We start from the raw sequence: 26,579 nt of genomic DNA on the forward strand, positions 1-26,579 counted from the left end.
GCTGGATTTTATGCTGAGAAAATCGCCGATGTGTTGTCAGTTCAACCGATTAAGCACATTTTGGCTAATTTTAAAGCGAACGATTGCAGCCACTCTTTACAGCATGCGGTGAGGTGTTTATAGTTCGCCTCACTCAGGAAGTGTGGCCGAGCGGTTGAAGGCACCGGTCTTGAAAACCGGCGACCCGAAAGGGTTCCAGAGTTCGAATCTCTGCGCTTCCGCCAGATATAAACCCCAGCTTACTCGTTAAGCTGGGGTTTTTCTTTTTGCGCGTATCTGAAAACCTGACGTCTATGAGCGGATAAAGGCCAGAATATCCGCGTTAATGGTATCCGCGTGGGTGGTATGCATCCCGTGCGGGAAGCCCGGATAGATTTTCAGCACGCTATTCGCCAGCAGCTGGTCCTGCAGAAGGGCGGCATTCTTATAAGGCACGACCTGATCGTCATCCCCCTGCATCACCAGAACGGGAACCGTAATGGTTTTCAAATCCTCTGTCTGATCGGTTTCTGAAAACGCCTTAATTCCCTCATAGTGGGCCCTGGCGCTACCGATCATGCCCTGACGCCACCAGTTCTGAATGGTGCCCTGTGAAACCTCGGCCCCCGCCCGGTTAAACCCATAAAAAGGACCGCTGGCGACGTCGAGGTAAAACTGGGCGCGATTCGCGGCCAGCGCTTTACGGAAGCCGTCGAAAACCTCTACAGGTGTCCCGCCAGGGTTGTTTTCTGTTTTCACCATCAACGGTGGAACGGCGCTAACGAGCACCGCTTTGGCAACGCGCCCCTGCGGCTGGCCGTACTTCGCAACATAGCGGGCCACCTGGCCACCGCCGGTAGAGTGGCCGACGTGCACCGCATTGTGCAGATCCAGGCTTTCAACCACGGCCGACGCGTCAGCCGCATAATGATCCATATCGTGCCCTTCGCTGACCTGGTCCGAACGCCCGTGACCACGACGATCGATAGCGATAACGCGGTAGCCTTCCGCAAGGAAGAAGAGCATCTGGTTATCCCAGTCATCGGCACTCAATGGCCAGCCGTGATGGAAAACAATGGGCTGAGCCTCTTTCGGACCCCAGTCTTTGTAGTAAATATTGACGCCGTCTTTCGTTGTTACGAATGCCATACCGCAGACTCCTCTGTTAAAGACGCAACGATCGCTGGCTGAGCGCAGAGCGAACCATTATTGTCTTCATGATGTTGGCTTGTTTTGTTTCCCGTACCGACAGTACCCCTAAAGTGTAGGAGAAATAGTAAAACCGGTGGGTTTCATTCGTGTGAATGGTATCCAGAAGGGAAAAGCGAATGATGGGCTCTGGAGTGAGTCCCAGAGCCATCAGAGAAGGGGGCGTTAACGGTTCTCTTCAATATAACGGGCGAGATCGGCCGGGGTTTTCAGCACTGTCGCCACGTCGGTAGGCGGGATCATACAGCCGTAAACGTCCTGCACCTCCAGCACCATGTCGACTGCCAGAATGGAGTCGAGAATGTCCGATTCAATCAGCTCATCGTGAAAGCCAACCTTGCGGGATAACACTTTTTCAAACAGGGCGAGAATATCGTGTTCCATCATTTTTCCTGGGATAATTAATGTGTGCGGGCGTAAGCGTCCAGCAGCTTGCGGTCAATTTTGCCGTTAGGATTTAGCGGGAAAGCGTCTTTTACGATAATTTGTGAAGGCACCATGTAGTGGGGCACCACGTTTGCCAGCGAGGTTTTGATTGCATCCGGTGCCAGCTCCGTCACGCAGAACGCGGCGATGCGCAGCACGCTGCCGCAGGGTTTCATCAGCGGCATCACCACCGCTTCGCTGATGCCGGACATGGCCAGCAGGCGGTTTTCAATCTCGCCGATCTCGATGCGGTAGCCATTCAGCTTGACCTGGCTGTCGTTGCGGCCCTGGCAGTAGATGAGCCCGTCTTCATAACCCAGATCGCCGGTCCGGTAGCCGCGGAACGCATCATTTTCCCGACGCAGCAGTTTTGCCGCGTTCTCCTGCGGCAGGCCTAAATAGCCGCGCATGACGTTTTTGCCCCAGATAATCAGCTCGCCCTCGGCGGAAATTTCCATTCTGCTGTCCGGCATCATCACGCCCACCGGCAGCACCGCGCTGTCGCTGTTAAGGATCTCATCCGTGATCTCAACCACGGTTGTCGCAATGGTCGCTTCCGTTGGGCCATAGGAGTTGATGATTTTGGCCTGCGGGAAACGGCGGCGGAGCTGTTTCACAAGCGCTTTATTGAGCACTTCGCCAATGAAGATAAAGACGTTAAGTGCAGGCAAATACTCGCTGTTAAAGTGCGGAGAAAGCAGTTGCTGGTAGGCAAAAGAGGGGGTGGAAACCCAGGCGGAGACCGCGTTGCTTTGCAGTCGCTCGAGCCAGTTCTCTTTCTGGATATCCTCTTTGGCATTCAGCACGATGTGGCCTCCCATCGCCAGGTTCGCCAGCAGAGGGATCAGGGAGAGGTCAAAGCTGAACACCGCGTGGTTCATCAGCACCGGTTTTTCCGGCAGCGAAAAGTCCTGGCTGACCCACTTCATGAAGTGCCATACGCTTTCACGTCCAATCTGCACGCCTTTCGGTTTTCCGGTGCTGCCTGAGGTAAACATGATATAGGCCAGATCCTGCTCCTCCAGCACCTTGCCCGCCTCGCCGGTGGCGATGAACTGCCGCGTCGCCACGTCGTAGTAGTAAGGGGCGCCGGTCAGGTTGCAGATCTCGCGAAGCCGCTCCTGCGGGTAGATGCAGTCCACCGGGATGTACGGAATGTTGTGCAGCAGGCAGCTATAGATTGCCACGGCGAACTCGGCCTGCTGATGGCCGTACAGCACGATCGGCGTACCGTCTGCGGGCTGGCAGCGTCGATAACGCTCTGCCCAGTCCGTCACGGCAGAGGAAAGCTGGAGCCAGCTTAAGGTTTCGTCGCTGCCGCTGATGGCCAGCTGCTGCGGGGAGGCGGGATCGCACAGTGCCGCACGCAAGAAATCCTGCAGTTCCTGAAGATCGGAGTAATTTTTCATAGAGGTGACATTCCACTGAAGATGTAAAGGGATCCTGCGGCGCTTCCCAGCGTCAGAATTCGTCCCAAAAACGCAACGGCCGGATACTGCAATCCGCGGTGTAACGTTGGGCTGCGTTTGGCTGACCACAGCAGCATATTGTGCGCGACGGAAATCGCGCCAAACAGCGCGCCGCTGATGACGTAATGGCGTTCCAGGCCATTCCACGCCCCCATGCAGAACAGGGTGCAAAAAATACCGATATTTTGCGCCAGCGTTTTGTTCTGGCGGAAAAAGTTAAACTTCATCAGGTTCATATAGACGGGCATAAAGACCACGTCGCGCAGCCATTCGGACAGGCTGATGTGGAAGCGGCGCCAGAAATCCTGCGGGTTCTTCGCAAGGAGCGGCATGTTGAAGTTTGCCGGAATATTCAGCCCAAACAGCCGACCCGCGCCGATGGCCATATTGCTGTAGCCCGCAAAATCGAAGTACAGATAGGCGCTATAGGCAATCGACATCACCACGCCCACGGTCAGGGTAAACGGCTTATGGCTCCAGGGCTGCACGACGAGCGAATCGATCAGCATGGCAAACAGGAACTTCTGAATGATGCCGGTAATAATTTGCTCCAGCGCCGTTAAAAACTGTTCGCGGTTCAGGACAAATGCCGGCTTATTCACATCGCTCATCCATGTCCGCCAGCGATACATCGGGCCGGCCAGAATAATAAAGGGCATAAAGAGATAGCAGAAATAGTGCAGGAAATTCTGGCCCTCTTTTTTACTGCGATACAGCAGTACATCCACAGCACGGAAGGTCATAAAAGAGAGACCGATTGTGCCGAGGTGATAATTAAAATGTAATTTCACCAGAACCAGGGGCAGCAGCGTTAAAACGACCGCCTGCCAGGTTTTTAATCTGCCTTTTTCTTTTAACGTGGCGACAAGATAAAACCAGCAAAATACGGCCACGGGAACACTGTAATTGCCCTGAAAAATATAACCCCAGCCTAATGCTGTCACCACGGTTAAGGAAACTAGCCAGGTCAGACGGTGGCGTAAAACACGATTAACCATCGCAAACGCCAGCGCGGATGAAAATAAACAGACAAAAAACATTCCTGAGCTGTACATCATTTCGCCTCAGAATTTTTGATATTCAAAATGCAGCTGCATACTCATGCTGTCATCGACAGCGGTCCATGCAACGACGGTGATCGCCAGCAGTAAATAAAGGCAAAAAAGACGGATCGCGATTTTCATTATTTAAAACTCTGTGCAATAAAGCGAAGCATTGGCACCCAGGCCAGTTCGGTAGGGTGCAGACGATCCCAGTTCCAGCCGTTCTGATACGGCATGGCGTACATATCCAAATACGGGATCTGGTTCTCTTTCAGAATGGTTTGAATCTGCTTATCGAACGGGCGGAAGGTGTCGGTATTGTAAAGCGCCCAGGGGTTAACCGGGTCGACGATAGCAATCACCTGCACGTGATGCGCTTTCAAAAGCTGAACGGTTTTCCTGAACGCGGCGAACTGCCCCGGCACCACCGGCGTGTCATCCCACTGCTGCGGCTTACCGTCCTCGTCGTAAATCGTTTTGTCCATCCACAGCGTGGCCGCGCTCTGATGGCGCTTTTTATTCAACTCGCGGGCATTCGCCAGCGCTTTATCCCAGTCAGGGGAAAGACGGGCGGTTGGCTGCTGAGGCCAGGGCTGCGCCGTCTGTGGTCTGATGTTGAGCAGCGACAGCCAGTCGTTTTTAATCAGGGTGCAGAAGTTTGCAAACTGAAAACTCAGCTCGTCCCACATCAGCGCCGGATGCCAGCCATACACACGCATTTGCCCGAAGGTTAAATGGCTTATCTCTTTCGCATCAATATGCTTCAGGTAATTAACCAGGAACGGGCGCGCCTGCGGATCCTTCATCAGAGGATTAAAAATCGAGCCCGGAAAATTATCCGCATAGATAGCGGGCGGCAGGCCTTTTGAATAAAAGCCGTCAGGCGCCAGAAGCAGCACCACTTTGCTGTTTGCATTAAGGCTATCTTTAAAACGCGAGAGAAGTAAAAATTGCGTTTCGTCATCGACAAACGCATCGCCATAGGCCACGACGGGCTGGTGCAATTGCTTATTAAAATAATTAAATACGGCGTAATGTTCCTCTTCTGAGGTGGCAACCTCAGACGCACCAAGGAAGAAAATAGCATTCCCTTCTAAGGCATGGGAAATTGTGGCTATTTTTTCCGCCTGTTCTTTTGTCGTCCCTGCCATGGACTTGATCAGCGGCTGGAATTTAAGCGGCGGATCAAAGCTTGTCACCAGCGGGTGAAAACTCAGGACTAAAATGGCCAAAACGGCCATCAGGATATGTAAGCAAAACGTATTTTTGATTTTCATCATCAACCAGTAAGGCGCTATGACAGTAATGCGTTAAAACCCGCATTACCCGGATTTATTACCATTACAAAACACATGGCCGTCTATTTTTTTTGGCATTCTATACCACGGTGATTTAAAAGGATGAGCGTTGCTGTGTAACGGTATGTACAAGGGGGGAAGGGGGGAGGGCAGGAAAGCGTCCGGGTGACTTTTTGCGCAGTCAAACGCCTGCAGGCAAAAATAGAAAAATTCCTGCTTTACAAGGCGCTAATAGATGTTTATAGTGCGCCTCACTTTGGAAGCGTGGCCGAGCGGTTGAAGGCACCGGTCTTGAAAACCGGCGACCCGAAAGGGTTCTAGAGTTCGAATCTCTACGCTTCCGCCAAATTCGAAAACCCTGCGATAGCAATATCGCAGGGTTTTTTCGTTTTACAGCGCAATCACCAGCTCCCCGGAGTGACTCCGCGAACAGCAGAGCGCCACCTGCTGGTCAGCCGCGCTTTTTTCTGCCTCCGACTGCACGCTATCTCTGTGGTCCACCACGCCGTCAATCACCGGCGTCAGGCAGGCGCCGCAGATCCCCATTTCGCAGGACAGCGGCACGTCCACGCCGTTTTCCTGTAATACCTGAGCGATGGTCTTATCCGCAGGCACCGGCCAGCGCTCGCCGGTAGAGGCAAGTTTGACCGTAAAGATCTCGCCTGCGACGCCGCTTGTGACAGGGGGAGCGGGCTGAAACGCCTCGCTGTGGATATGGGCGTCATTCCATCCCTTCGCCGCCGCCACATCGCGCGCTTTCTCCATAAACCCCGCAGGTCCGCACACCCACACGTGCAGCCCCGCTTCAGGCGCGGGGAAATACTCCGCCAGCGTGGTTCGTGGGGTGGTGGTATGAATAATGCAGTCACCGCACTGCGAGAGCTCGCGCGCAAACGCCGCGTTTTCCCGGTTTCTGACGTAATAGTGCAGCGTAAACGGCGTTCCGGTCGCTTTCAGCTGCAATGCCATCGCATACAGCGGCGTAATGCCAATCCCTGCCGCCAGCAGCAATACCCGCTCAGCCTGATGCAGCGGAAACAGATTGCGCGGGGCCGAGATCGAAAGCCTCTGTCCCGGACGCAGCGTTTCGTGAACGTAGCGCGACCCGCCGCGCGAGGCGGCTTCTCGCCCCACGCAGATAAGATAGCTCTCGTCGCCACATGCCCCGGTCAGAGAGTACTGGCGGACCACGCCGCAGGGCAGGTGGACATCAATGTGCGCGCCGGGTTGCCACGCCGGTAGCGCGTCGCCGTTTTCGGCCACCAGCCTGACGGCGAGGCTTTTATCCCCCTCGCGCCACAGCCCGTCAACGATCACGTTCAGCATATTGGCCTCCGTCATACCAGGAAAAATTCGCCAAAGCCCATCTTCTTCAGTCCCCGACGGTAGGCAATCGAACTCTTATCTGCCGGAATATGGGCTTCCAGATTGAGATCCAGCGGCAGACTTTCCGGGCGCTGGGTTTCGACCATCAGGCGATCCTCTTCAAAAATGCGCAGGTTAAAGGCATGCACGTCCTCCACCGGAATATGCAGATCAAAGTTGCGCGCGATGGGCGCGAACATGCGGGTCACCCGTGACGAGACGGGCGAGGCGGCGTTCATAATCACCAGCCGCGATTCACCCGGAAAATGAATCGTCAGGGTGGCGGTAAACGGCAGATGCATTTCAAAATGGCGCAGCCACTGGAACCCTTCTGGCGCCTGCACGGGTGAACTGGCGGGATAGTTGCTCACGGAACTCCAGTAATCGGCCACGAAACCGAAGGGCGTCTCCTGCGGCTGATAGATAGGGACAAGCTGATTATTGGGATCGGCAAAGGTATCGGTATGGATCCACGCAAAGTGGGCAACATCCAGAAACCCCTCCACCTGGCGCCCGGCGAAGCCGTTCACCTCAAACGCCGGGCAGTTGATCTGCTGAAATCCGTTGTCGCTCCAGTGCGGCATGGTGGGCAGCGGCACGGGATTGTCCGGGTCAAACGCCAGGCAGGTCCAGATCAGGCCGAAGCGCTCTTCCACCGCGTAGTTAATCAGGTTCAGCTTCGCCGGAACGGGCTGGTCGGGGCTGGACGGAATACGGTTGCAACGGCCGTCTTCACCAAAGCGTAAGCCGTGGTAGGGGCAGATAATCCCGTGCTCGTCGTGAAAGCCGAGCGTCAGCGGCACGCCGCGGTGCGGACACACGTCCCGGGCAACCACGACCTGGTCGTTAATTCGGTAAATCACCAGCTGTTCATCCAGCAGGGTGGCCTTGACGGGGGCCGGGCCGACGTCGCAGGCGCGCGCAACCGGATGCCAGCATTTCGCCAGGCGCAGCCAGTCCTCTGGCTCAAACGTGCAGTGGGCGGGTGGTGTCGGTTCTCTTTTCATCGTTGTCCCTCTTGTTCAGCCTAACGGGCCGCCCTGAATGGTCTCGCACAGACCGTTGATAATGCGTTCCCCGGTCTCCTCTTTGAGTTCCTGATACCAGGCCTGCGTCAACGCCATATCTTTCCCGTGGGTGACGTCGCAGCGTTTACGCGCTTTCAGCACCAGGTCACGCACCCGGTCACAGCGCAGGGCTTCGTACTGCCGCAGCGCCAGAGTAATGTTGTGGTTTTCACGCAGGCATTCGCCCAGCACCACGGCGTCCTCCATGGCCGCGCAGCCGCCCTGGCCGATATCCGGCGTGGTGCTGTGCCCGGCATCGCCGAGCAGCGCGACGTTGCCGCGTACCAGGCTGTCGAACGGCTCGATGTCATGGATTTCAATGCGGTTGGTGGTATCGGGATCCAGCGCGGCGATAAGCTTCTGTACCGGCGGCGCCCAGCCGCGGAAGTAGCCCGTGAGATCGGCGCGCAGGGTGGTGCGATCCTCCGCCAGGCCCGCGGGCAGCGGCACGTCAAAAAAGAAATAGAAGCGTCCGTTGGAGACGGGCATCAGCGACACGCGTTTACCCTCGCCAACGAAGGTGGTCCACTGGTGCGCCGGGGCAATCTCTTCATCAATCTTCACCAGCCCGTTCCAGTTCACATATCCGGCGTAGCGGCGCTCCGGGGTATAGCCCAGCACGTACGGACGAACCGCCGAGTGGCTGCCGTCGGCGGCAATCAGAAAATCGCCTGTTGCCGTGGTGCCATCGGTAAAGGTCACGCTTACGCCCGCGTCGTCTTCATGAACGTGTTCCACGCGCTTGCCGAACTGCACCTTGTCGCGACCCCAGAAGTCCAGCATTTCGCGCTGGAGTTCAGCGCGCGAGACGGGGCAGGGACGCCCTCCGGTACGCTCAACCAGCGGGGCAAGGCTGAAGCGGGTCAGGGTCTCGCCGCGCCGGTAATCTTTGTAGGCCATAAAACGCATCGGACCGCCGTAGGTTTCGATAATGTCGCCCATGCCGAGGTGCTGCATACACTTCACGCCGTTAGGCCAGATGGAGATGGCCGCCCCGACGGGCCGGATCTCTTTTACGGCTTCGAACACGGTACAGTCGATTCCCGCTTTCTTTAGCGCGACGGCAGCGCTCAGGCCGCCAATACCCGCGCCAATGACGATTGCTTTCATGCTTCTCTCCTTTTGCAGGGTGTAAAAACCTTCAGCAATTTGCGTACCAGGCTGCAGAGTGGCGAAAACGGCGTTGTGGGAGGTGAGTTTGCACTGCTAAGGTGCGCAAACACGGTGAATATGCCTTTTTATGAATCAATAATTTCCTGTCCAGCCATACAGAATCGACTGTTTCACATCGGCGACAAGAGTGGCGTGGTTTGTGCAACAACCCGGAGGAGGACAATAAAGGAGACACTATGATCGCACTGCACGACTTCAATCATCTTCCTGAGAAAGAGGCTCTCGCGCTGCTCACCCCCTGCGTGGCGCTCCCCGGCTGGGCTGAGGCGCTGGTTTGTGGACGGCCTTACCCGAGCCGGAGTGAATTGACGATCGCGGCGCAGGCGCTGATGCAGCGCTGGGACGAAGTGGCGTTAGCGCAAGCCCTGAGCGCGCACCCGCGCATCGGGGAAAAGCCCGCGGGTGCACAGGTGGAGGCGGCGCTGTCGCGTCAGGAGCAGGGCGCGGTGAATGACCGTGACGCGGCGCTTGCGCAGGCGCTGCGCGAGGGTAACGCCCGCTACGAGGCCCGCTTCGGCCGGGTGTTTCTGATCCGCGCGAAAGGCCGGAGCGGCGAGGACATTTTACAGATACTGAATGCACGGCTGGAAAACAGCGACGCGCAGGAAATCCATGCTGCGCTGGAACAGCTGCGGGAAATTACGCTGCTGCGCCTTGAAGGAGTGATTAGCGAATGAGCACGCTCAGCACCCATATTCTCGATATTTCAACGGGCAAACCCGCAGCGGGCGTGACGGTTCACCTAGAACGGGAGGGCGAAATCATGGCGACGGACGTGACCAACGCTAATGGTCGCATCACCGAATTTGTCCCTTTCCTGCCAAAAGGCCGCTATCGGCTGGTGGCGGAGATCGGCGGGTGGTTTCGCGCAACCGGCCGGGAGACGATCTACCCCTGCGCGCAAATTGAGTTCGTGACGGGAGAAGCGGCAGACGAGCACTTCCATCTGCCGTTTGTGATTGCGCCAGGCGGGTGGTCAACCTACCGGGGCAGTTGACCACACCCGCTCGCCGTTGACCCAGGTCTCACTGATGTTGCGCTCGTCGCCCAGGGTCATCAGCACAAATAGCTGCTCGTAGATATCCTGACAGCGGCGATTGCGCAGGCGCTGCAGCGGCGTCACGTCAGGATCGATAACCACGAAATCCGCCTCTTTGCCGGGGGCGAAGTTGCCAATCTTATCGTCCAGCCTGAGGGCGTGCGCGCCGCCCAGCGTGGCGTGATAAAACGCCTCGCTGGCGCGCAGGCGGTAGCTCTGAAGCTGGCCGACCTTGTAGGCTTCTCCCAGGGTGCGCAGCATACTGAAGGTGGTGCCCGCGCCGACGTCGGTGCCGATGCCCATCCGCACCTTGTGCTGCCAGCAGGCGGGCAGGCGAAACAGCCCGCTGCCGAGAAACAGGTTCGAGGTGGGGCAAAACGCCACCGCCGAACCGGTGTCGTGCAGGCACTGCCACTCGCTGTGATGCAGATGAATCGCGTGGGCAAACACGCTGCGCTCGCCGGTCAGGCCGTAGTGGTGATATACGTCCAGATAGCGCTCGTGCTCCGGCCAGAGATCGTTCACCCAGGCCACTTCGTTTGGGTTTTCGCTGAGATGGGTCTGCAGCCAGGTATCCGGAAACTCCTCTCTGAGCAGGCTGACCGCGGCGAGCAGCTCGGGTGAGGACGTCGGGGCAAAACGCGGCGTAATGGCATACCCCAGCCGACCCCGTTGATGCCAGCGCTGGATCAGCTCCCGCGTCTGCCGATAGCTCTGCTTTGCATCTTCGCTCAGGTAGTCCGGCGCGTGCCGGTCCATCATCACCTTTCCGGCTATAAGGCGCATGTTGAGGCGCAGGGCTTCGGTAAACAGCGCTTCGACCGATTGCGGATGCAGCGTGCAAAACACCAGCGCGGTGGTGGTGCCGTTGCTCACCAGTTGGTTAATGAAAAATTCGGCGACCTCTTTCGCGTAGGCTTCATCGGCAAACTGGCTCTCCACCGGGAAGGTGTAGGTGGTTAGCCACTCCAGCAGCTGTTCGCCAAAGGCGCCGATCATCTCCGTTTGTGGATAATGAACGTGGGTGTCGACAAAACCGGGCAGCAGCAGCCTGCCGCGCAGGTCCGTGTAGCCTTTGTGGGGGTCGAGATACTGCTCGCCCTCCTGCCACGCCATGTGCGCCAGAATTTTTCCGTTCTGGATAAACAGCAGCCCGTCCTCAAGGTAGCGGGCGTGTTGGGCAATCGCGTCTGCGCTGTCGCAGATCTGCGCGATATCGAAAAATGCACCGCGTATCGCAGTCTGGTATTCCATCGTGGGTCCTGCCTTAGTGTTTGCGTAGCGGGGTGAAAAAGCTCAGCAAGAACGGTGCCAGAATGAACGGGCCGCAGATAAACTGCGGCCGGAGGGAGGGGGTTACTCTTTTTGCGTCGCCACGCGGGAGCTGAACGAGGCCGCGCCTGCCGTCTCGCGCTCTTCCCGCGCCAACCAGCGGTAGGTCACGCCGCCGAGGAAGACGCCGATAAACCAGCTGAAGTTTGCCACTTCATGCAGGGCCGGGATAAAGCCAATCACCAGACCTACGGCAACGGATGGGATCAGCGTGCCAATAGCCTTCGGGTTAAAGCCGTTGCGGTACCAGTATTTGCCCTTTGGCGTGTCGTCGAACAGATCGTCTACCGACACCTTGCCGCGCTTAATCAGGTAGAAATCGGCAATCAGAATGCCGAACAGCGGGCCGATAAACGCTCCGAGCACGTCCAGGGTGTAATGGATGAGCTCCGGCGAGTTGAACAGGTTCCACGGGGTGAGCAGGATCGAGCCGACGGCGGCAATCATCCCTCCGGTGCGGAAGCTGATCTTCTGCGGCGAGCAGTTAGAGAAATCAAACGCCGGTGAGACAAAGTTCGCGACGATGTTGATCCCGATGGTGGCGGTGATCATTGTCAGCAGGCCAATTGCCACGGCCAGATCGTTGCCCACGCGGCTGACGGTCTCGATCGGATCGGTGATCATGCGGCCAAACAGCGACTGGGTGCCGGACACAATCACCACGGTGACGATGGAGAACAGCAGGAAGTTAAACGGCAGCCCCCAGCGGTTGCCGCGGCGGATCTCGCCCATGCTTTTCCCGTAGCGGGAGAAGTCGCCAAAGTTGAGCAGCGGGCCGGAGAAGTAGGAGACCACCAGCGCGATCGCGGTGATCATCTGCCAGGTCTGCTCGCCCGCGCTCAGGGATTTGCTGGCGAGAGTGAAAGAGATCCCGTCAAAACCGGTCTTGTATACAATCCAGCCCGCGAGGGCCAGCATCACCACATAGACCGCCGGACCGGCGATATCAATAAAGCGCTTAATGGCGCTCATGCCGTGCCAGAATACCATCGCCTGAAGAACCCACATAATGGCAAAGCAGATCCAGCCCAGCGGCGACAGGCCCAGGAAGGCACCGGTGGTAAGGCTCGCCAGAGAAGGCCAGAACTTCAGCACCACCAGCATCAGCGCGTTGGCGGCAAGCCAGGTCTGGATGCCGTACCACGCAAAGGCGATAAGCCCGCGGATCACCGCCGGAATATTGGCCCCGAAGACGCCAAACGCCTGACGGCTGATCACCGCATAGGGCACGCCCGCCATCTGGCTCGGTTTGGCTACCAGGTTGGCGCACAACTGCACAATGCAGATCCCCACCAGCAGGCAGAGCAGCACCTGCCAGCTTGCCAGCCCGAGCGTAAAGAAGCTCGCGGCAACAACGTAACCCCCCATGCTGTGAACGTCGGACATCCAGAAAGAAAAGATGTTGTACCAGCTCCAGTTCTGGTCACGCGTCGGTGCCAGATCCTCATTGCAAAGACGTGGGCTGTAAACCGCACCGGAATCAGCGGCCGTACTCTGCTGTGCGTTTTGACTGTTTGGCATGAAACCTGCTCCTGTGAATGAAAACCCGTTGAGTGGGAGTGCAAACGGTGTTGCAGGATTCAGGCCAAAATAATAAATCTTGTATGCAATATTTTATTTTTATGTATACGATTCGATAACGGAAAGTAAAATTCGGAGTGGTGAATGAACAACATAAACGCCCTGCAGACCGCGCCAGACCTGCATGACAAAGACGAAACCATCTTCCAGGCGCTGATGACCGCGATTGTGGAACATCAGCTGCTGCCGGGGAGCAAATTGCCGGAAGAGGCGCTGGCCGAGGTGTTTGGCGTGAGCCGCACGGGCATCCGCAAGGTGCTTCAACGACTCGCCGCTGTGCAAATGGTCACCCTGACGCCCAAACGTGGTGCACACGTCGCCAGCCCGACGGTGGAAGAGGCGCGGCACATCTTCCGCACCCGCGCGCTGCTGGAGGTCGCTAACCTGCCGGATGTGCTGGCGCACTGTCAGCCGCCGCACCTTGCCGCGCTGGAGGCCATTATTCGTCAGGAGCAGCAGGCGCACGAGGCGTACGACGGCCCGGCGGCAATCCGACATTCCGCCAGTTTCCACATACAACTGCAGGCCATCTCCGGCAACCAGGTGCTGACGGAGATGGTGACAAGCCTGAGCCAGCGCTCCTCGCTGGTGATTGCCACCTGGGGCGCGCCGTGGCGTCAGGGCTGTCGCTGCAACGACCACGAACAGCTTGTAGATCTGCTGCGCCAGAAGGCGCTGCAGCCGCTAAGCGATGCCCTCATGCACCATTTTGAACACATCGTTGCCAGCCTCTGCTTCGAGCGGGCGGGCGAGTGCCTGCCTGATTTTGCCCGGCTGTTTGCCGGCCACAAGGAGTCGTAATGTCTGTCTGTATACAAGTGATCAACCCCAACACCAGCCTCGCGATGACGGAAACCATCGGCGCGGCGGCCCGCGCGGTGGCGGCGCCGGGAACGGAGATCCTCGCGGTCTGTCCGGGCGCGGGCGTGCCGTCTATAGAAGGCCACTTTGATGAGGCCATCGCCGCCGTTGGTGTCCTGGAACAGATCAAAAAAGGCAGGGAGCAGGGCGTGGACGGTCACGTGATTGCCTGCTTTGGCGATCCGGGACTGCTGGCGGCGCGCGAGCTGGCGCAGGGGCCGGTAGTCGGCATTGCTGAAGCCGCTATGCATATGGCGACGCTGGTGGCGACGCGCTTTTCGGTGGTCACCACGCTGCCGCGCACACTGATTATTGCCCGCCATCTTCTGCACCAGTATGGCTTTCAGGACCACTGCGCAGCGCTGCACGCCATCGACCTTCCGGTGCTGGCGCTGGAGGACGGCAGCGGTCTGGCGCAGGAGAAGGTGCGCGCGCGCTGTATACAGGCACTGAAAGAGGATGGCTGCGGCGCCATCGTGCTCGGCTGCGGCGGCATGGCGACCCTTGCGCAGGAGCTGACCCGCGAGCTGCGCGTGCCGGTGATCGACGGCGTCAGCGCGGCGGTGAAGATGGTGGAATCGCTGGTGGCGCTGGGGCTCTCGACCAGCAAGCATGGGGATCTGGCCTTCCCGGAGAACAAACCGTTAAGCGGGCATTTTCAGGTATTGAATCCATTTTAACTTTTGGGGGTGGTATGGGGCTTTTCGAACAGGATTATCCGCGGGATCTGCGCGGCTACGCGGGCAACCCGCCGCACGCGCGGTGGCCGAATCAGGCGCGTATCGCGGTGCAGTTTGTGCTCAATTATGAAGAAGGGGCGGAAAACCACGTTCTGCATGGCGATGCAGGATCCGAACAGTTCCTGTCGGACATCATCGGCGCGGCCAGCTACCCGGATAAACACATGTCGATGGACTCCCTCTACGAATACGGCAGTCGCGCCGGGTTCTGGCGGATCCACAATGAATTTCAAAAACGCGGCCTGCCGCTGACGGTCTTTGGCGTGGCAATGGCGCTGGCGCGTCACCCGGAGATCGTTGAGGCGATTAAGACGGCGGATTACGACGTGGTCAGCCACGGCTGGCGCTGGATCCACTATCAAAATATGGACATCAGCCAGGAGCGCGACCACCTGCATAAGGCGGTGCAGGTTCTTACCGACCTGTTCGGCAAGCCGCCAACCGGCTGGTACACCGGGCGTGACAGCCCCAACACCCGCCAGCTGGTGGTAGAGCACGGTGGTTTTGACTACGACAGCGACTACTACGGCGACGACCTGCCCTTCTGGACGGAAGTGGCCTGCGGCGACGGCACCCAAAAACCGCACCTGATTGTGCCGTATACGCTGGATGCGAACGACATGCGCTTTGCGACCGCGCAGGGTTTTAACACCGCCGAGCAGTTTTATACGTACCTGAAGGACAGCTTTGACGTGCTGTACGAGGAGGGGGAGAGCGCGCCAAAGATGATGTCCATCGGCATGCACTGCCGCCTGCTGGGAAGGCCGGGGCGTTTTCGTGCGCTGCAACGGTTCCTGGATTACGTTGAGCAGCACGAGCGGGTGTGGGTCTGTACCCGCCAGCAGATCGCCGACCACTGGCGGGAGGTGCATCCGTTTCAGAAGTAATTGAGCCGTGTTTTGCCGGGTGGCGGCTGCGCCTTACCCGGCCTACGGCTACGACATCAAACTCACCTGCGCCGCCACGATCCGCCACCCGTAGGCAAACCTTACCCACGTCTGCTGCTGGCGGCCAATCCGCTCCGTACCTTCACGGGTAAACTCGGTGCTGCACACGGCATAATCCTCCCCGAAGGTGGTAATCACGGTGTGGCGCAGCGTCCGCTGAAGCCCGGCAGACGGGCGCGCCGCCCTAAAGGCGCGGATTTCATCGATCCCGTACAGGTTTTCACCCGCCCCCAGACGCACCGTGTTTTTGTCGTGCCAGAACAGCTCGTCCAGCACGGCAATGTTGTTACTCACCAGCGCGTCTTCATAGCGATAAAACGCGGCGGTCACCTCGGCAACCACCCACGGCAGGTTAATGTCATCGTGATTTATCATGCTGCCACCTCCGCCGGACGGGCATCGGCGATCCCACTCTCTTCCAGCACGCGCGCGACGCGCAGGCAGGCCTGCTCGTTAAACGGCGCGGCAATCAGCTGCAGGCCAATCGGCTCGCCATGTGCGGTGCGCAGCGGAACGGTGGTCACGGGCAGGCCCAAAAATGAAATCGGCTGGGTCAGCATCCCCATGCTGGCGCGGATGGGGAGCGACTGACCGTTAATCTCCATGGTTTGCTCGCCGATCCGCGTGGCGCTGCGCGGCGTCGCGGGGGCGATCAGCACGTCGGCCAGGGCAAACAGTGCGTGAAACGCCTGGCGCGCCTGCGCGCGGAACCGCTGGGCCTGAATATACCAGGCGGAGGGGATCATCGCGCCTGCCAGCAGTCGCTCCCGGGAGTGCGGCTCAAAGCGCTCGGGCTCGCGGCGAAGCGCGGGCAGGTACTGATTTCCCCCTTCGGAGGCGCTGATGATAAACGCCGCGGAGCGCGCCAGCTCGGCGTCCGGAAACTGCAGCTCATCCTGCACGTCGAGCGCCTTCGCCACCCGCGCCACGGCGTCTCTGGCCTGTGCGTCGCACCAGGTGGTGAAGTAGCCGCCGAGCACCGCGCAGCGCAGGCCGTCAAGCCCGCGGTCTAGCAGGGGGCGCGTCTGCTCGCGCGAGCTCTCTGCCTGAAAACGGTCGCTGCTGTCCCGGCCCTGCAGCGCGTCGTACACGGACGCCAGGTCGCACACGCGGCGGGCGAAGGGGCCGATATGATCCAGGCTCGCGACAAACGGATGGCTGCCGGATCGTGACAGGCGGCCAAAGGTGGGCTTGAGGCCATAGATGCCGCACAGGGAGGCCGGAACGCGAATCGACCCGTTGGTGTCGGTGCCGAGCGAAAAGTGCACCAGCCCGGCGGCTACGGCGGCGGCTGAACCGCCAGAGGACCCGCCCGCAATGCGCGTCAGGTCGTGCGGGTTACGCGTCGCGCCGTAGTGGCTGTTCTCGGTGGTAAAGCCGTAGGCGTAGGCGTCCATATTCACCATCCCGGACAGCAGCCCGCCCGCGCTGCGCAGCTGGCGCACGGCGAAGCTGTCAGCGGCCGCAGCGGGACGCTGGCTGAACAGCTCGGCGCCCGCGAGGGTGGTGTGTCCGGCAACGTCGAACAGGTTTTTCACCGCGTAGGGCACGCCCGCCAGCGGCGGCAGGGGGCGCTTCTCGCGGCGCAGGGTGTCGATGTTCTCGGCCTCGGCGAGCATGCGTGCTTCCGTCACGGTGGTCCAGGCATTGATCTGCGGATTAACGCACCCAATCGCCTCCAGCGTCTGGCGGGCAATCTCATGGGCGCTCAGCTCGCCCGCGCTCAGCGCCTGTTGAATGTCGCTGATACTCATCTCGTGTAGCGTCATGCTTTATACACTCCTGCGATCTCCAGACGGTCGTCTAGCGGCAGCGCCATCAGCGGGGCGGCCATGCTGGCAATGCGGCTGAACTGCAACTGCAGCTCGGCGCGGCGGGCATCGTCCAGCGTCACGCCGAGTACGGACTCCATTTGCGCAAGATACGCCTGCCAGTCGGGTTGTTGTGTCGTCATTGTTTTCTCCTCAGTATCCGGCGGCCGCGCCGTTGCTGCGCGGGTCAAACGCCCCTTCAAACAGCCCGTTGGGGTGCCGGACAATCGCGCCCGCGTGGCCCATCGCTTCACTGAAGTCAGGGAATATTTCTACCTCATGTCCGAGTACCTGAAGCCGTGAGACCGTCTCAGCGCTAAAGCGTCCTTCCAGCTTTAACGTGTCTGAGGTTTGTCCCCAGGTGCGCCCCAGCAGCCAGCGCGGGCGGGAAATGCTTTCCTGCAAGGGCACGCCCTGAACCACGTAGCGGGTAAAGAGCGCGGCCTGGGTTTGCGGCTGTCCGTCACCGCCCATCGATCCGTAGACCATTACGCGCCCGTCCTTAAGACGCGCCGCCGCCGGGTTCAGGGTATGGAAAGGCTGTTTGCCCGGTGCGAGGGCCAGAAGATGAGCGGGGTCGAGGCTGAACGACGCCCCCCGGTTCTGCCAGACGATGCCGGTATCGGGCAGCACCACGCCGCTGCCGAACTCGTGATAAATACTCTGGATAAACGACACGGCAAGCCCGCTGTTATCCATCACCCCCATCCACACGGTATCGCCAGGCCCTTTTCCTGTTCCCCACGGCGCGGCGTGGCCGTCGTCAACCCTGTCGGCAAGCGCCTGCAGGGCGGCGGGATCCAGCAGTTCCTGAATCTCGGTTTTCAGCTCACGCGGGTCGGTAATGTGGGCATCGCGCAGGCCAAAGGCCAGCTTGGTGGCTTCAACGATGCGGTGAATGGTGTCCGCGTCGTCGGCCTCCGCCATATTCAGGCGGTCGGTGATGCCGAGTATCGCCAGCGAGACCAGCCCCTGCGTCGGCGGGGCGTGGTTAAAGATCTCCCCCTGCTGATGCTGCAGCTTCAGCGGCGCGGTGCGCCGGGCAACGTGCGCGTTAAGATCGGCCAGCGTCACGGGCATGCCCAGCGTCTCCATACCGTGCGCCAGCACGTCCGCCAGCGGGCCGCGATAAAAGCTGTCCAGACCGTCCTCTACGAGGCGCGTCAGGGTTGAGGCCATGGCGGGCTGGTAAAAACGGCTCCCGACCTGCGGCGGCTTATCGTTCACCAGCCACGTTTCCGCGAAGCCGGGGATGGCCTTAAGCTCGTCGAATTTACTGGCCGTGGCATGGGCCTGTGAGGCCGTGACCGGGGTGCCGTTTTGCGCATAATCAATGGCGTCGGCCAGCAGGCGGGCCAGCGGCAGCGACTTGCCGGTCATCTCGCGGGAGACCTTCAGCGCCTCGTCCCAGCCGCTCACCGTGCCGGCGACGGTCAGCGCCGCCTGCGGTCCGCGATGAGGAATGTGCTTGTGCCCGTTGTAGGCGGCAAACGTCGCGCGCGATCCCGCCGCGCCGCTGGCATCAATGGCGATGGGGTCGCCTTCTGGCGGCACGATAAGCCAGAAGCCATCGCCGCCCAGCCCGTTCATGTGGGGGTAAACCACGGCGATGGTGGCCGCCGCCGCGACCATCGCTTCAATCGCGCTGCCGCCTTCGCGCAACACCGCCAGCGCGCTCTGGCTGGCAAGATGGTGGGGCGCAACGGCCATGCCGTGCGTGGAGACGTTGCTTTGCATGAGAAGTCCTCGTAACACTGAAAGTCACAAGGCGCTGCAAAAGCTGTTCCAGTTCTGAAAGAAAAGTTTCAGTAAGCTGGCACGTATAATGAATACGTATAAAGAAAGGTATAATGTGATGAAACAAAAGTTACAGAGGCGCTATGGAACAACTGGATGAACGTCTGAAAGCACAATACCCGTCGCTGTCGCCGCAGGAGCAACGGGTGGCAGACTTTATATTCGACCATTTTGACGACCTGATCAGCTACAACAGCGCCGAGCTGGCGCAACTGAGCGGGGTGTCGAAAGCCACGGTCAGCCGCCTGTTTAAGCGTCTGGGCTATGAGAAATATAAGGATATGCGCGACGAGCTGCGCACCCTGCGCCAGAGCGGGATGCCGCTCACCGATAATCGCGATGCGGTGCAGGGCAACACGCTGCTGGCGCGCCACTACAAGCAGGAGATGGCGAACCTGACCCAGTGGGTCAATGCCCTTGACGCGCAGCAGTTTGCCGACGCCATGGCCTGCATGGTCAAGGCGCGGCGCATTGTGATTATCGGCATGCGTAACGCCTATCCGGCGGCGCTCCACCTGCGCCAGCAGCTGCTGCAGGCGCGCGGTCAAGTGCTGGTCCTGCCGCAGCCGGGGCAGAGCCTGAGCGAGGAGCTGGTGGACTTAACGCCGGACGATCTGGTGGTGATGATGGCTTTCCGCCGCCGCCCGCGCATCATTCGTCCGCTGATGCAGCAGCTTCAGAGTAGCGGCATTCCGGTGCTGCTGATGTGCGAGCCGCAGGCCCACAGCCTGTTTCCGCTGGCGAGCTGGCAGCTCTGCGCCCCGCTGGACAGCGTCTCCGCCTATGACAGTTATTCCTCGGTCAACAGCCTGATCAACCTGCTGGCGAACGCCTTCCTGCATGACATTCTCGATAAAGGCCGCCCGCGCATTCACGAGATTGCCTCCCTCTACCAGCAGCTGGACGAACTCGAACAACGATAATGGGGCATCAGGCTGGTGCTTTGCATTGAAATGGTGCAATTGAACGGGGCGAAAATAGAGAGTATTTTCGCCCCGTCCGCGTTTTATCAGGCTTTAAGAGAAAATTCCCCGCTTCGCCTTATCTGGCACATTAGTTGCAAAATCACATTCAAAGAATCTTTTGTTTCATGTTAACGTTACGGGGAAGCACCATGAAAAAACTGTTTATTGCACTGGCCGGGGCCGCCTGTCTCTTCACTCTGCTGCCCGCAAAGGCTGACCAGCTTCAGGATATCGAGAAGCGCGGCACCATTCGCATTGCCGTTCCGCAGGATTTCCCGCCGTTTGGCTCGGTGGGGACCGATCTGCAGCCGCAGGGCTACGACATCGATATGGCGCGCTATCTGGCGAAACAGATGAAGCTCAAGCTGCAGCTGGTGCCGGTGACCAGCGCCAACCGCGTGCCGTACCTGCAAACCGATAAGGTGGATCTGGTCATTTCCAGCCTCGGTAAAAACCCGGAACGCGAGAAGGTGATCGACTTCAGCCGCGCCTACGCGCCGTTCTTCCTCGGCGTGTTTGGCCCGAAAGGCGCCGAGCTGAAGGACGCCGCCGCGCTGAGCGGAAAAACCATCGGTGTGACGCGCGGGGCGGTGGAGGACATGGTGCTGACCGGCCTGGCACCGAAAGACGCCAACGTGAAACGCTACGAAGACAACAACACCACGCTCTCGGCCTACCTCTCCGGCCAGGTGCAGTACGTGGCGACCGGCAACCTCGTGGTGGCGGCCATTTCGCGCCAGAACGCGGATAAAGCCCCGGTGCCGAGCTTTATGTTGAAAGACTCACCGTGCTTTATCGGCCTGAAGAAGAACGAACCGGCCCTGAAGGCGAAAGTGGATGCGCTGATTGAGCAGGGCATCAAGGACGGCACGCTGAACGGCCTGTCCGAGCAATGGCTGAAGGCCCCGCTGCCGGCAAACCTTGGCGCCTGAGCCGATGACGGAGCAACTTGATTTTTCAGCCCTCTGGCCGCACTGGCCGGAGCTGCTGGCGGGATTGTGGGTCACCATTCAGCTGACGGTAATGGCAACCGTCGGCGGGCTGGCAATCGGGATTTTCGGCGCGGCGATCCGCAGCGGACGCACCACCTGGTACAGCCGGATCTGGGGCGGCTACGTGGAGATCATCCGCAACACGCCGTTTGTGGTGCAGCTGTTTTTCATCGTCTTCGGCCTGCCGAATCTTGGCCTGAAGATGACGGCGGGGGAGGCGGCGCTGCTGGCAATGGTGGTGAACCTGGGCGCGTACAGCACCGAAATTATCCGCGCGGGCATTCAGGTCACGCCGAAAGGACAGTGGGAGGCCGGGCGCGTGCTGGGGCTGACCCGTCTGCAGACGTTTATTCGCGTGGTGCTGCCGCCCGCGCTGCAGCGCATTTATCCGGCGCTGGTGAGCCAGTGCATCATCGTGATGCTCGGCTCGTCGGTGGTGTCGCAGGTCTCCTATGAAGAGCTGACCTTCGCCGCTAACCTGATCCAGTCCAGAACGTTTTTGAGCTTTGAGGTCTATCTGGTGACAACCGGGATTTACTTAGCGCTGTCGATTACCCTGCGCCAGCTGATGATGGCGGCAGGACGCAAATGGCTGGGGGTGCAGGCATGATGACCACCTTTACCGACTGGGACATTATTCGCAACCTGCTGCTGGCCGGACGCTGGACGGTACTGCTGTCGCTGGTGGCGTTTGTCGGCGGGGCGGTGGTAACGCTGCCGCTCCTGCTGCTGCGCCTGACGGGCGGTCGCACGGTGAAGCGCATTATCCGCGGCTATATCGAGCTGTTTCAGGGCACGCCGCTGCTGATGCAGCTGTTCCTGGCCTTCTTCGGCGTGGCGCTGTACGGCATCGACGTTTCGCCGTGGACCGCCGCCTCGCTGGCGTTAACCTTCTACACCAGCGCATTTCTGCTCGATATCTGGTACGGCAGCATTCGCGCCCTGCCTAAAGGCCAGTGGGAAGCGTCGCGCTGCCTGGGGCTGACCTTCGGCCAGACCCTGTTTCGCGTCGTCGCCCCGCAGGCGCTGCGCATCGGCATCGCCCCGACGGTGGGCTTTGCGGTGCAGGTGATTAAAGGCACCGCGCTGGCGTCGATTATCGGCTTCATCGAGCTGACCAAGGCCGGCACCATGCTGACCAACGTGACCTATCAGCCGTTTAAGGTTTTTGCGCTGGTGGCGCTGGGCTACTTTATTCTGTGTTATCCGCTGTCGCGCTACAGCCGCTATCTGGAGACCAAATTCAATGCCTCTCATCACCATTAATCAGGTGCAGAAGTACTACGGCGATAACCACGTGCTCAAGGGCGTCGATCTGGATATCGACATGGGCCAGGTGATCTCCATCATCGGGCGCAGCGGATCGGGCAAAAGCACGCTGCTGCGCTGCATCAACGGCCTGGAAGGCTATCAGGACGGCAGCATCAAGCTGGGCGGCATGACCATTACCGACCGGGATTCTCAGGCGCGCGAAATCAGCCGCTCGGTCGGGATGGTGTTTCAGAGCTTCAACCTGTTCCCGCACATGACGGCGCTGGAGAACGTGATGCTCGCCCCGCGTCGGGTGCTGAAGAAAAGCGCCGCCGAATGCCGCGAACTGGCCCAGCGCATGCTGGAGAAAGTGGGGCTTGGCGATCGTCTGGATTACTACCCGTCGAGCCTCTCCGGCGGCCAGCAGCAGCGCGTGGCGATTGCCCGCGCGCTGGCGATGTCGCCTAAAGTTTTACTCTGCGACGAGATCACCTCCGCGCTCGACCCGGAGCTGGTGGGCGAAGTGCTCAAGGTGCTGGAGCAGCTGGCGGCTGAGGGGATGACCCTGATTCTCGTGACCCATGAAATGAATTTTGCCCGCGAGGTGGGCGACCGCGTGGTGTTTATGCACCAGGGGAAAGTCTGGGAGCAGGGCGACAGCAAAACGCTGTTCGCCAACCCGCAGACCACGGAACTGAAGCAGTTCATCTCCTCCGTGCGCGGCCTCAACTGATAAGGACTTAACAATGGATATCGCACGCTTTCCGCAAATCAACCCGCCCCAGCGCCTGCTGATGGGGCCGGGGCCGATCAACGCCGACCCGCGCGTGCTGCGCGCTATGTCGAGCCAGCTGATCGGCCAGTACGATCCGGCCATGACCCACTACATGAACGAGGTGATGGCGCTCTATCGCGGCGTGTTTCGCACCGAGAACCGCTGGACGATGCTGGTGGACGGCACCTCCCGGGCGGGGATTGAAGCCATTCTGGTCTCCGCCATCCGCCCCGGAGATAAAGTGCTGGTGCCGGTCTTTGGCCGCTTTGGCCACCTGCTGTGCGAAATTGCCCGCCGCTGCCGCGCGGAGGTGCATACCATCGAGGTGCCGTGGGGCGAGGTGTTCACCCCGGACCAGGTGGAGGATGCGATTAAGCGTATTCGTCCGCGCCTGCTGCTGACCGTGCAGGGCGACACCTCCACCACCATGCTGCAGCCGCTCGCGGAGCTCGGCGCCATCTGCCGCCGCTACGACGTGCTGTTTTACACCGATGCCACCGCGTCGCTCGGCGGCAACGCGCTGGAGACCGACGCATGGGGGCTGGACGCCGTCTCGGCCGGGATGCAGAAGTGCCTCGGCGGCCCGTCGGGCACGTCGCCGATCACCCTGAGCGCGCGCATGGAGGAGGCGATCCGCCGCCGCAAATGCGTTGAGGAGGGCATTCGCACCGACGCCCACCGAGACGGCGATGAGGAGATGATCTACTCCAACTACTTCGATCTCGGCATGGTGATGGACTACTGGGGGCCGGAGCGCCTCAACCACCACACCGAAGCGACCACCGCGCTGTTTGGCGCCCGCGAGTGCGCGCGTCTGATCCTGCAGGAAGGGCTGGATAACGGCATCGCCCGCCACAGGCTGCACGGCGATGCGCTGCTGAAGGGCATTCAGGCGATGGGGCTGGAGACCTTTGGCGATCTGAAGCACAAGATGAACAATGTGCTGGGCGTGGTCATCCCGCAGGGCATCAACGGCGACCAGGTGCGTAAGCTGATGCTGGAGGATTTCGGGATTGAAATCGGCACCTCGTTTGGCCCGCTGCACGGCAAGGTGTGGCGCATCGGCACCATGGGCTACAACGCACGCAAGGACTGCGTGATGACCACCCTGAGCGCGCTGGAGTCGGTGCTGAACTACCTGAAATTCACCACCACGCAGGGTGCGGCGATGCAGGCCGCGTGGGACCACTATCGTCGCGAGACGCCTCAATGAGCCCGGCGGCAGAACGGGTGATGGCCCGCGCCGACGCGCTGGCCGCCATCAGCGAAACCCCGGATGCCCTGACCCGGGTCTATCTCTCGGTGCAGCATCTGCAGGCCAACCAGCTGGTGGGGCAGTGGATGAGCCAGGCGGGCATGACCGTCTGGCAGGACAGCGTGGGCAACATCTGTGGACGCTATGAGGGGGCGCAGGAAGGGGCGCAGGCGGTGCTGCTTGGATCGCATCTGGATACCGTGCGCAACGCGGGACGCTACGACGGCATGCTCGGGGTGCTCACGGCCATTGAAGTGGTGGACAGCCTGCATCAGCAGGGAATGCATCTGGCGCAGGCCATCGAGATTGTCGGCTTTTGCGATGAAGAGGGCACCCGCTTCGGCATTACGCTGTTAGGGAGCCGGGGGCTGACGGGCACCTGGCCGCAGGGCTGGCTGGAAAAAACTGACGCCAGCGGCATCAGCGTGGCGCAGGCGATGACACAGGCGGGGCTAGATCCTGCCCGCGTGTCGCATGCCGCAAGGCGTCAGGAAGATTTCAGCGCCTATCTCGAGCTGCATATTGAGCAGGGGCCGTGCCTTGAGCAGGAGGCGCTCGCGCTTGGCGTGGTGGAAGCCATTAACGGCGCCCGTCGCCTGAACTGTCGCTTCACCGGCGAGGCCGGACATGCGGGAACCGTGCCGATGCTCCACCGCAGAGACGCGCTGGCCGCCGCCGCCGAGTGGATGGTTATCATTGAAAACGCTACCCGACAGCAGGGCGGCAACCTGGTGGCGACGGTCGGGGAATTGCGCTGTCTGCCGGGAGCGGTGAACGTGATCCCCGGTGAGGTTCAGCTCTCGCTCGATATTCGCGGCCCGCAGGATGCACCGCTGGACAGGTTGCTCAACGACCTGCTGGAACATGCCCGTGCGATCGCATCGCGCCGCGGGCTGGCATTTAGCGCCGAGGAGTTTTACCGCATTGCCGCCACGCCGTGCGATCTGCACCTGCAGAACGTGCTGGGGGAGGCCGTAAAATCGGTACAGGGACGCTCGCTGTCGCTGCCCAGCGGCGCGGGCCACGATGCGATTGCCATCGCGGAACGCTGGCCGGTGGGCATGCTGTTCGTGCGCTGCAGAGGCGGAGTCAGCCACCACCCGGCGGAATCGGTGATGGCTGAGGATGTTGCGCTGGCGATTGAGGCGTTTTCGCGTGCGGTGATTCAGCTGGCGGATCGCGTTACTCCAGCCCCAGCGTATACTGCGCGATCTTAAAGTAGATAATCAGCCCGGTACCGTCGATAAGCGTCGCGATAAACGGCGCGGAGACGACCGCCGGGTCAATACCGCAGCGCTTGAGCACCATCGGGATCACTGACGACACAATCGCGCTCCAGAGCGTAATGCATACCAGCGTCAGGCTGACGATAAGCGTGATTTCCAGCCCGATACCCATCATCCAGGCGCGGATGCACCCGGCAATACCGAGCGTCACGGCAATCATCAGCGAGGTGGTCATCTCTTTGCGCAGTACGCGGCCTACATCGCGCAGATGCACTTCACCCAGCGCCATGGCGCGCACCAGCGTGGAGGTGATCTGCGTTCCGCTGTTGCCTCCCGTGCCGATCAGCAGCGGAATAAAGAACGCCAGCGCGATGGCAGACTCCAGCGCCTCTTCGAAGTGCTGGATCACCGAGCTGGTGTAGGCTTCCGCGACAAACAGCAGCAGCAGCCATACGGAGCGTTTCTTCCACAGGCTGAAGGCGCTGGTTTCCAGATAGGGCTTCTCCAGCGGCAGCGTCGCCCCCTGAAGCTGGGCGTCTTCGGTGACGTCATCTTCCAGCAGATGGGCGATTTCGCGCTCGGTCAGGCAGCCGACGAGCTTGCCGTGGGTTACCACCGGCACGACGTCCGCGTCGCCGTGGGCCAGAAGTCCGGCGACATCGGCTCGTTCATCTTCCGGTTTGACCTGCAAAAACTGCGAAATCATCAGGCTTTTAATTGGCTGCACGGTATCCGTGACCTGCAATAATTTGCGTACCGCAATCATGCCCGCCAGGCGTCCATGGTCTTCAATAAAAATATGCGACGGAATATCATCGTCTTTTAATTTTTCGAAGAATTGCTCGCGCGCCAGCGCCACGCATAATGAAACGTCGAGGACAATAAAATCGGTATTCATATATTGCGCGACCGCGCTGTCATTGAATGCCAGGTTGTGGTTGTGAATAGCGTAAGACATAGTGAATTCCCTTTGAATAA

Annotated in this window: 26 protein-coding genes, 2 tRNA genes and 1 pseudogene; 14 read left to right on the forward strand and 15 right to left on the reverse strand. The window is 59.9% G+C overall.

Translation table 11 applies throughout. The features are described 5' to 3' along the window. The first annotated feature begins 136 nt into the window (after positions 1-136). Positions 137-224: transfer RNA gene (locus AC2FAJ_RS10180), tRNA-Ser, on the forward strand. Between the two features lie 67 nt (positions 225-291). On the opposite strand, the gene AC2FAJ_RS10185 is transcribed toward AC2FAJ_RS10180, so the two are convergent. From AC2FAJ_RS10185 to AC2FAJ_RS10205, 5 genes are all read right to left on the reverse strand, one after another. Beyond that, positions 292-1,128, reverse strand: coding sequence for an alpha/beta fold hydrolase (locus AC2FAJ_RS10185; RefSeq protein WP_041910594.1), 837 nt, complete (start codon positions 1,126-1,128; stop codon positions 292-294). A 225-nt stretch (positions 1,129-1,353) separates the two neighbouring features. Further along, positions 1,354-1,572, reverse strand: a complete 219-nt coding sequence (locus AC2FAJ_RS10190) for an acyl carrier protein (RefSeq protein ID WP_028012621.1) — start codon at positions 1,570-1,572, stop codon at positions 1,354-1,356. Positions 1,573-1,589: 17 nt separating this feature from the next. Beyond that, positions 1,590-3,023 (reverse strand): AMP-binding protein, encoded by a 1,434-nt coding sequence (locus AC2FAJ_RS10195; RefSeq protein WP_485454103.1) that lies wholly within the window; start codon positions 3,021-3,023, stop codon positions 1,590-1,592. Further along, the gene (locus AC2FAJ_RS10200) at positions 3,020-4,138 is read right to left on the reverse strand and encodes an MBOAT family O-acyltransferase (RefSeq protein ID WP_163333287.1); all 1,119 of its coding nucleotides are present in this window, start codon (positions 4,136-4,138) and stop codon (positions 3,020-3,022) included. The genes AC2FAJ_RS10195 and AC2FAJ_RS10200 overlap by 4 nt, the downstream gene beginning before the upstream one ends. Positions 4,139-4,266: 128 nt before the next feature. Continuing rightward, the gene (locus AC2FAJ_RS10205; RefSeq protein WP_045630047.1) at positions 4,267-5,403 is read right to left on the reverse strand and encodes a D-alanyl-lipoteichoic acid biosynthesis protein DltD; all 1,137 of its coding nucleotides are present in this window, start codon (positions 5,401-5,403) and stop codon (positions 4,267-4,269) included. 279 nt (positions 5,404-5,682) lie between these two features. Between AC2FAJ_RS10205 and AC2FAJ_RS10210 the strand changes: the two genes are divergently transcribed. Continuing rightward, a tRNA-Ser gene (locus tag AC2FAJ_RS10210) sits at positions 5,683-5,770 on the forward strand. A gap of 44 nt (positions 5,771-5,814) precedes the next feature. Here the strand turns inward: AC2FAJ_RS10210 and AC2FAJ_RS10215 are convergent. The 3 genes from AC2FAJ_RS10215 to hpxO are packed head-to-tail and all read right to left on the reverse strand — an operon-like array spanning position 5,815 to position 8,966. Then, positions 5,815-6,750 (reverse strand): PDR/VanB family oxidoreductase, encoded by a 936-nt coding sequence (locus tag AC2FAJ_RS10215; protein WP_045630048.1) that lies wholly within the window; start codon positions 6,748-6,750, stop codon positions 5,815-5,817. A gap of 11 nt (positions 6,751-6,761) precedes the next feature. Next, positions 6,762-7,796 (reverse strand): molybdenum cofactor-independent xanthine hydroxylase subunit HpxD, encoded by a 1,035-nt coding sequence (gene hpxD / locus AC2FAJ_RS10220; protein ID WP_485454104.1) that lies wholly within the window; start codon positions 7,794-7,796, stop codon positions 6,762-6,764. 15 nt (positions 7,797-7,811) lie between these two features. Continuing rightward, entirely contained in the window at positions 7,812-8,966 is a 1,155-nt protein-coding gene (gene hpxO, locus AC2FAJ_RS10225; RefSeq protein WP_473711624.1) for an FAD-dependent urate hydroxylase HpxO, read from the reverse strand. A gap of 239 nt (positions 8,967-9,205) precedes the next feature. Between hpxO and uraD the strand changes: the two genes are divergently transcribed. Together uraD and uraH are read left to right on the forward strand one after the other, a co-directional pair. After that, positions 9,206-9,706, forward strand: coding sequence for a 2-oxo-4-hydroxy-4-carboxy-5-ureidoimidazoline decarboxylase (gene uraD / locus AC2FAJ_RS10230; RefSeq protein WP_041910588.1), 501 nt, complete (start codon positions 9,206-9,208; stop codon positions 9,704-9,706). Next, positions 9,703-10,026: a hydroxyisourate hydrolase gene (gene uraH / locus AC2FAJ_RS10235; RefSeq protein WP_041910587.1), complete on the forward strand. Its 324-nt coding sequence runs from the start codon at positions 9,703-9,705 to the stop codon at positions 10,024-10,026. The genes uraD and uraH overlap by 4 nt, the downstream gene beginning before the upstream one ends. Here the strand turns inward: uraH and guaD are convergent. Both guaD and AC2FAJ_RS10245 read right to left on the reverse strand, forming a co-directional pair. Beyond that, positions 10,006-11,322, reverse strand: a complete 1,317-nt coding sequence (guaD, locus tag AC2FAJ_RS10240; RefSeq protein ID WP_485454105.1) for a guanine deaminase — start codon at positions 11,320-11,322, stop codon at positions 10,006-10,008. The genes uraH and guaD overlap by 21 nt on opposite strands. 102 nt (positions 11,323-11,424) lie before the next feature. After that, the gene (locus tag AC2FAJ_RS10245) at positions 11,425-12,921 is read right to left on the reverse strand and encodes an NCS1 family nucleobase:cation symporter-1 (protein WP_485454106.1); all 1,497 of its coding nucleotides are present in this window, start codon (positions 12,919-12,921) and stop codon (positions 11,425-11,427) included. Between the two features lie 144 nt (positions 12,922-13,065). Between AC2FAJ_RS10245 and AC2FAJ_RS10250 the strand changes: the two genes are divergently transcribed. The 3 genes and pseudogenes from AC2FAJ_RS10250 (at position 13,066) to puuE (ending at position 15,469) form a co-directional block, all read left to right on the forward strand. After that, a complete protein-coding gene (locus AC2FAJ_RS10250) occupies positions 13,066-13,782 on the forward strand; it encodes a GntR family transcriptional regulator (RefSeq protein WP_045630054.1) in 717 nt (238 codons plus the stop codon). Continuing rightward, a pseudogene (gene hpxA, locus AC2FAJ_RS10255) lies at positions 13,782-14,652 on the forward strand (allantoin racemase). Before AC2FAJ_RS10250 ends, hpxA begins: the two are co-directional and overlap by 1 nt. Beyond that, positions 14,570-15,469, forward strand: a complete 900-nt coding sequence (gene puuE, locus AC2FAJ_RS10260; protein ID WP_485454113.1) for an allantoinase PuuE — start codon at positions 14,570-14,572, stop codon at positions 15,467-15,469. Before hpxA ends, puuE begins: the two are co-directional and overlap by 83 nt. Before the next feature lie 48 nt (positions 15,470-15,517). Here puuE and hpxZ read toward each other — a convergent pair whose 3' ends face one another. Genes hpxZ through hpxW form a run of 4 tightly spaced genes read right to left on the reverse strand, consistent with a single transcriptional unit; the run spans position 15,518 to position 19,077 of the window. Continuing rightward, positions 15,518-15,904: an oxalurate catabolism protein HpxZ gene (hpxZ, locus tag AC2FAJ_RS10265; protein ID WP_047364248.1), complete on the reverse strand. Its 387-nt coding sequence runs from the start codon at positions 15,902-15,904 to the stop codon at positions 15,518-15,520. Next, a complete protein-coding gene (locus tag AC2FAJ_RS10270; RefSeq protein WP_485454107.1) occupies positions 15,901-17,298 on the reverse strand; it encodes an AtzE family amidohydrolase in 1,398 nt (465 codons plus the stop codon). The genes hpxZ and AC2FAJ_RS10270 overlap by 4 nt, the downstream gene beginning before the upstream one ends. After that, complete coding sequence (gene hpxX / locus AC2FAJ_RS10275) at positions 17,295-17,483, reverse strand: oxalurate catabolism protein HpxX (RefSeq protein ID WP_028012637.1); 189 nt, start codon at positions 17,481-17,483, stop codon at positions 17,295-17,297. The genes AC2FAJ_RS10270 and hpxX overlap by 4 nt, the downstream gene beginning before the upstream one ends. Positions 17,484-17,493: 10 nt before the next feature. Continuing rightward, entirely contained in the window at positions 17,494-19,077 is a 1,584-nt protein-coding gene (gene hpxW / locus AC2FAJ_RS10280; RefSeq protein WP_485454108.1) for an oxamate amidohydrolase, read from the reverse strand. A 143-nt stretch (positions 19,078-19,220) separates the two neighbouring features. On the opposite strand from hpxW, the gene hpxU reads away from it, so the two are divergent. The 7 genes from hpxU (at position 19,221) to hpxK (ending at position 25,592) form a co-directional block, all read left to right on the forward strand. Further along, positions 19,221-20,060, forward strand: a complete 840-nt coding sequence (gene hpxU, locus AC2FAJ_RS10285) for a MurR/RpiR family transcriptional regulator HpxU (RefSeq protein WP_045261682.1) — start codon at positions 19,221-19,223, stop codon at positions 20,058-20,060. Between the two features lie 191 nt (positions 20,061-20,251). Further along, on the forward strand, positions 20,252-21,034 hold the full coding sequence (locus AC2FAJ_RS10290) for a transporter substrate-binding domain-containing protein (protein WP_193358670.1): 783 nt from the start codon (positions 20,252-20,254) through the stop codon (positions 21,032-21,034). Positions 21,035-21,038: 4 nt separating this feature from the next. Continuing rightward, positions 21,039-21,704 carry an amino acid ABC transporter permease gene (locus AC2FAJ_RS10295; RefSeq protein WP_041912033.1) on the forward strand — a complete coding sequence of 222 codons (666 nt, stop codon included), beginning with the start codon at positions 21,039-21,041 and terminating at the stop codon, positions 21,702-21,704. After that, positions 21,704-22,360 carry an amino acid ABC transporter permease gene (locus AC2FAJ_RS10300; protein WP_193358733.1) on the forward strand — a complete coding sequence of 219 codons (657 nt, stop codon included), beginning with the start codon at positions 21,704-21,706 and terminating at the stop codon, positions 22,358-22,360. The genes AC2FAJ_RS10295 and AC2FAJ_RS10300 overlap by 1 nt, the downstream gene beginning before the upstream one ends. After that, entirely contained in the window at positions 22,341-23,078 is a 738-nt protein-coding gene (locus AC2FAJ_RS10305; RefSeq protein WP_008499843.1) for an amino acid ABC transporter ATP-binding protein, read from the forward strand. The genes AC2FAJ_RS10300 and AC2FAJ_RS10305 overlap by 20 nt, the downstream gene beginning before the upstream one ends. 13 nt (positions 23,079-23,091) lie before the next feature. Further along, positions 23,092-24,333, forward strand: coding sequence for a pyridoxal-phosphate-dependent aminotransferase family protein (locus AC2FAJ_RS10310; protein ID WP_045261679.1), 1,242 nt, complete (start codon positions 23,092-23,094; stop codon positions 24,331-24,333). Further along, entirely contained in the window at positions 24,330-25,592 is a 1,263-nt protein-coding gene (gene hpxK, locus AC2FAJ_RS10315; RefSeq protein ID WP_063154506.1) for an allantoate amidohydrolase, read from the forward strand. The genes AC2FAJ_RS10310 and hpxK overlap by 4 nt, the downstream gene beginning before the upstream one ends. Here the strand turns inward: hpxK and AC2FAJ_RS10320 are convergent. Then, positions 25,558-26,559, reverse strand: a complete 1,002-nt coding sequence (locus AC2FAJ_RS10320; protein ID WP_045630063.1) for a magnesium transporter — start codon at positions 26,557-26,559, stop codon at positions 25,558-25,560. The genes hpxK and AC2FAJ_RS10320 overlap by 35 nt on opposite strands. Positions 26,560-26,579: the final 20 nt, after the last annotated feature.

It is taken from the genome of Enterobacter cloacae complex sp. 385G4 (assembly GCF_057320665.1).

Excerpts from the sequence above, each read along its gene's own strand:
- AC2FAJ_RS10205 (WP_045630047.1), bottom strand. The coding sequence starts at position 5,403 with ATGAAAATCAAAAATACGTTTTGCTTACATATCCTGATGGCCGTTTTG.
- AC2FAJ_RS10320 (WP_045630063.1), bottom strand. The coding sequence starts at position 26,559 with ATGTCTTACGCTATTCACAACCACAACCTGGCATTCAATGACAGCGCG.
- AC2FAJ_RS10305 (WP_008499843.1), top strand. The coding sequence starts at position 22,341 with ATGCCTCTCATCACCATTAATCAGGTGCAGAAGTACTACGGCGATAAC.
- hpxU (WP_045261682.1), top strand. The coding sequence starts at position 19,221 with ATGGAACAACTGGATGAACGTCTGAAAGCACAATACCCGTCGCTGTCG.
- AC2FAJ_RS10270 (WP_485454107.1), bottom strand. The coding sequence starts at position 17,298 with ATGACGCTACACGAGATGAGTATCAGCGACATTCAACAGGCGCTGAGC.
- AC2FAJ_RS10300 (WP_193358733.1), top strand. The coding sequence starts at position 21,704 with ATGACCACCTTTACCGACTGGGACATTATTCGCAACCTGCTGCTGGCC.
- hpxK (WP_063154506.1), top strand. The coding sequence starts at position 24,330 with ATGAGCCCGGCGGCAGAACGGGTGATGGCCCGCGCCGACGCGCTGGCC.
- hpxZ (WP_047364248.1), bottom strand. The coding sequence starts at position 15,904 with ATGATAAATCACGATGACATTAACCTGCCGTGGGTGGTTGCCGAGGTG.
- AC2FAJ_RS10290 (WP_193358670.1), top strand. The coding sequence starts at position 20,252 with ATGAAAAAACTGTTTATTGCACTGGCCGGGGCCGCCTGTCTCTTCACT.
- AC2FAJ_RS10295 (WP_041912033.1), top strand. The coding sequence starts at position 21,039 with ATGACGGAGCAACTTGATTTTTCAGCCCTCTGGCCGCACTGGCCGGAG.
- AC2FAJ_RS10195 (WP_485454103.1), bottom strand. The coding sequence starts at position 3,023 with ATGAAAAATTACTCCGATCTTCAGGAACTGCAGGATTTCTTGCGTGCG.
- AC2FAJ_RS10245 (WP_485454106.1), bottom strand. The coding sequence starts at position 12,921 with ATGCCAAACAGTCAAAACGCACAGCAGAGTACGGCCGCTGATTCCGGT.
- AC2FAJ_RS10215 (WP_045630048.1), bottom strand. The coding sequence starts at position 6,750 with ATGCTGAACGTGATCGTTGACGGGCTGTGGCGCGAGGGGGATAAAAGC.
- AC2FAJ_RS10185 (WP_041910594.1), bottom strand. The coding sequence starts at position 1,128 with ATGGCATTCGTAACAACGAAAGACGGCGTCAATATTTACTACAAAGAC.
- hpxD (WP_485454104.1), bottom strand. The coding sequence starts at position 7,796 with ATGAAAAGAGAACCGACACCACCCGCCCACTGCACGTTTGAGCCAGAG.
- AC2FAJ_RS10190 (WP_028012621.1), bottom strand. The coding sequence starts at position 1,572 with ATGGAACACGATATTCTCGCCCTGTTTGAAAAAGTGTTATCCCGCAAG.
- hpxW (WP_485454108.1), bottom strand. The coding sequence starts at position 19,077 with ATGCAAAGCAACGTCTCCACGCACGGCATGGCCGTTGCGCCCCACCAT.
- uraD (WP_041910588.1), top strand. The coding sequence starts at position 9,206 with ATGATCGCACTGCACGACTTCAATCATCTTCCTGAGAAAGAGGCTCTC.
- hpxX (WP_028012637.1), bottom strand. The coding sequence starts at position 17,483 with ATGACGACACAACAACCCGACTGGCAGGCGTATCTTGCGCAAATGGAG.
- AC2FAJ_RS10250 (WP_045630054.1), top strand. The coding sequence starts at position 13,066 with ATGAACAACATAAACGCCCTGCAGACCGCGCCAGACCTGCATGACAAA.
- uraH (WP_041910587.1), top strand. The coding sequence starts at position 9,703 with ATGAGCACGCTCAGCACCCATATTCTCGATATTTCAACGGGCAAACCC.
- hpxO (WP_473711624.1), bottom strand. The coding sequence starts at position 8,966 with ATGAAAGCAATCGTCATTGGCGCGGGTATTGGCGGCCTGAGCGCTGCC.
- AC2FAJ_RS10200 (WP_163333287.1), bottom strand. The coding sequence starts at position 4,138 with ATGTACAGCTCAGGAATGTTTTTTGTCTGTTTATTTTCATCCGCGCTG.
- guaD (WP_485454105.1), bottom strand. The coding sequence starts at position 11,322 with ATGGAATACCAGACTGCGATACGCGGTGCATTTTTCGATATCGCGCAG.
- AC2FAJ_RS10310 (WP_045261679.1), top strand. The coding sequence starts at position 23,092 with ATGGATATCGCACGCTTTCCGCAAATCAACCCGCCCCAGCGCCTGCTG.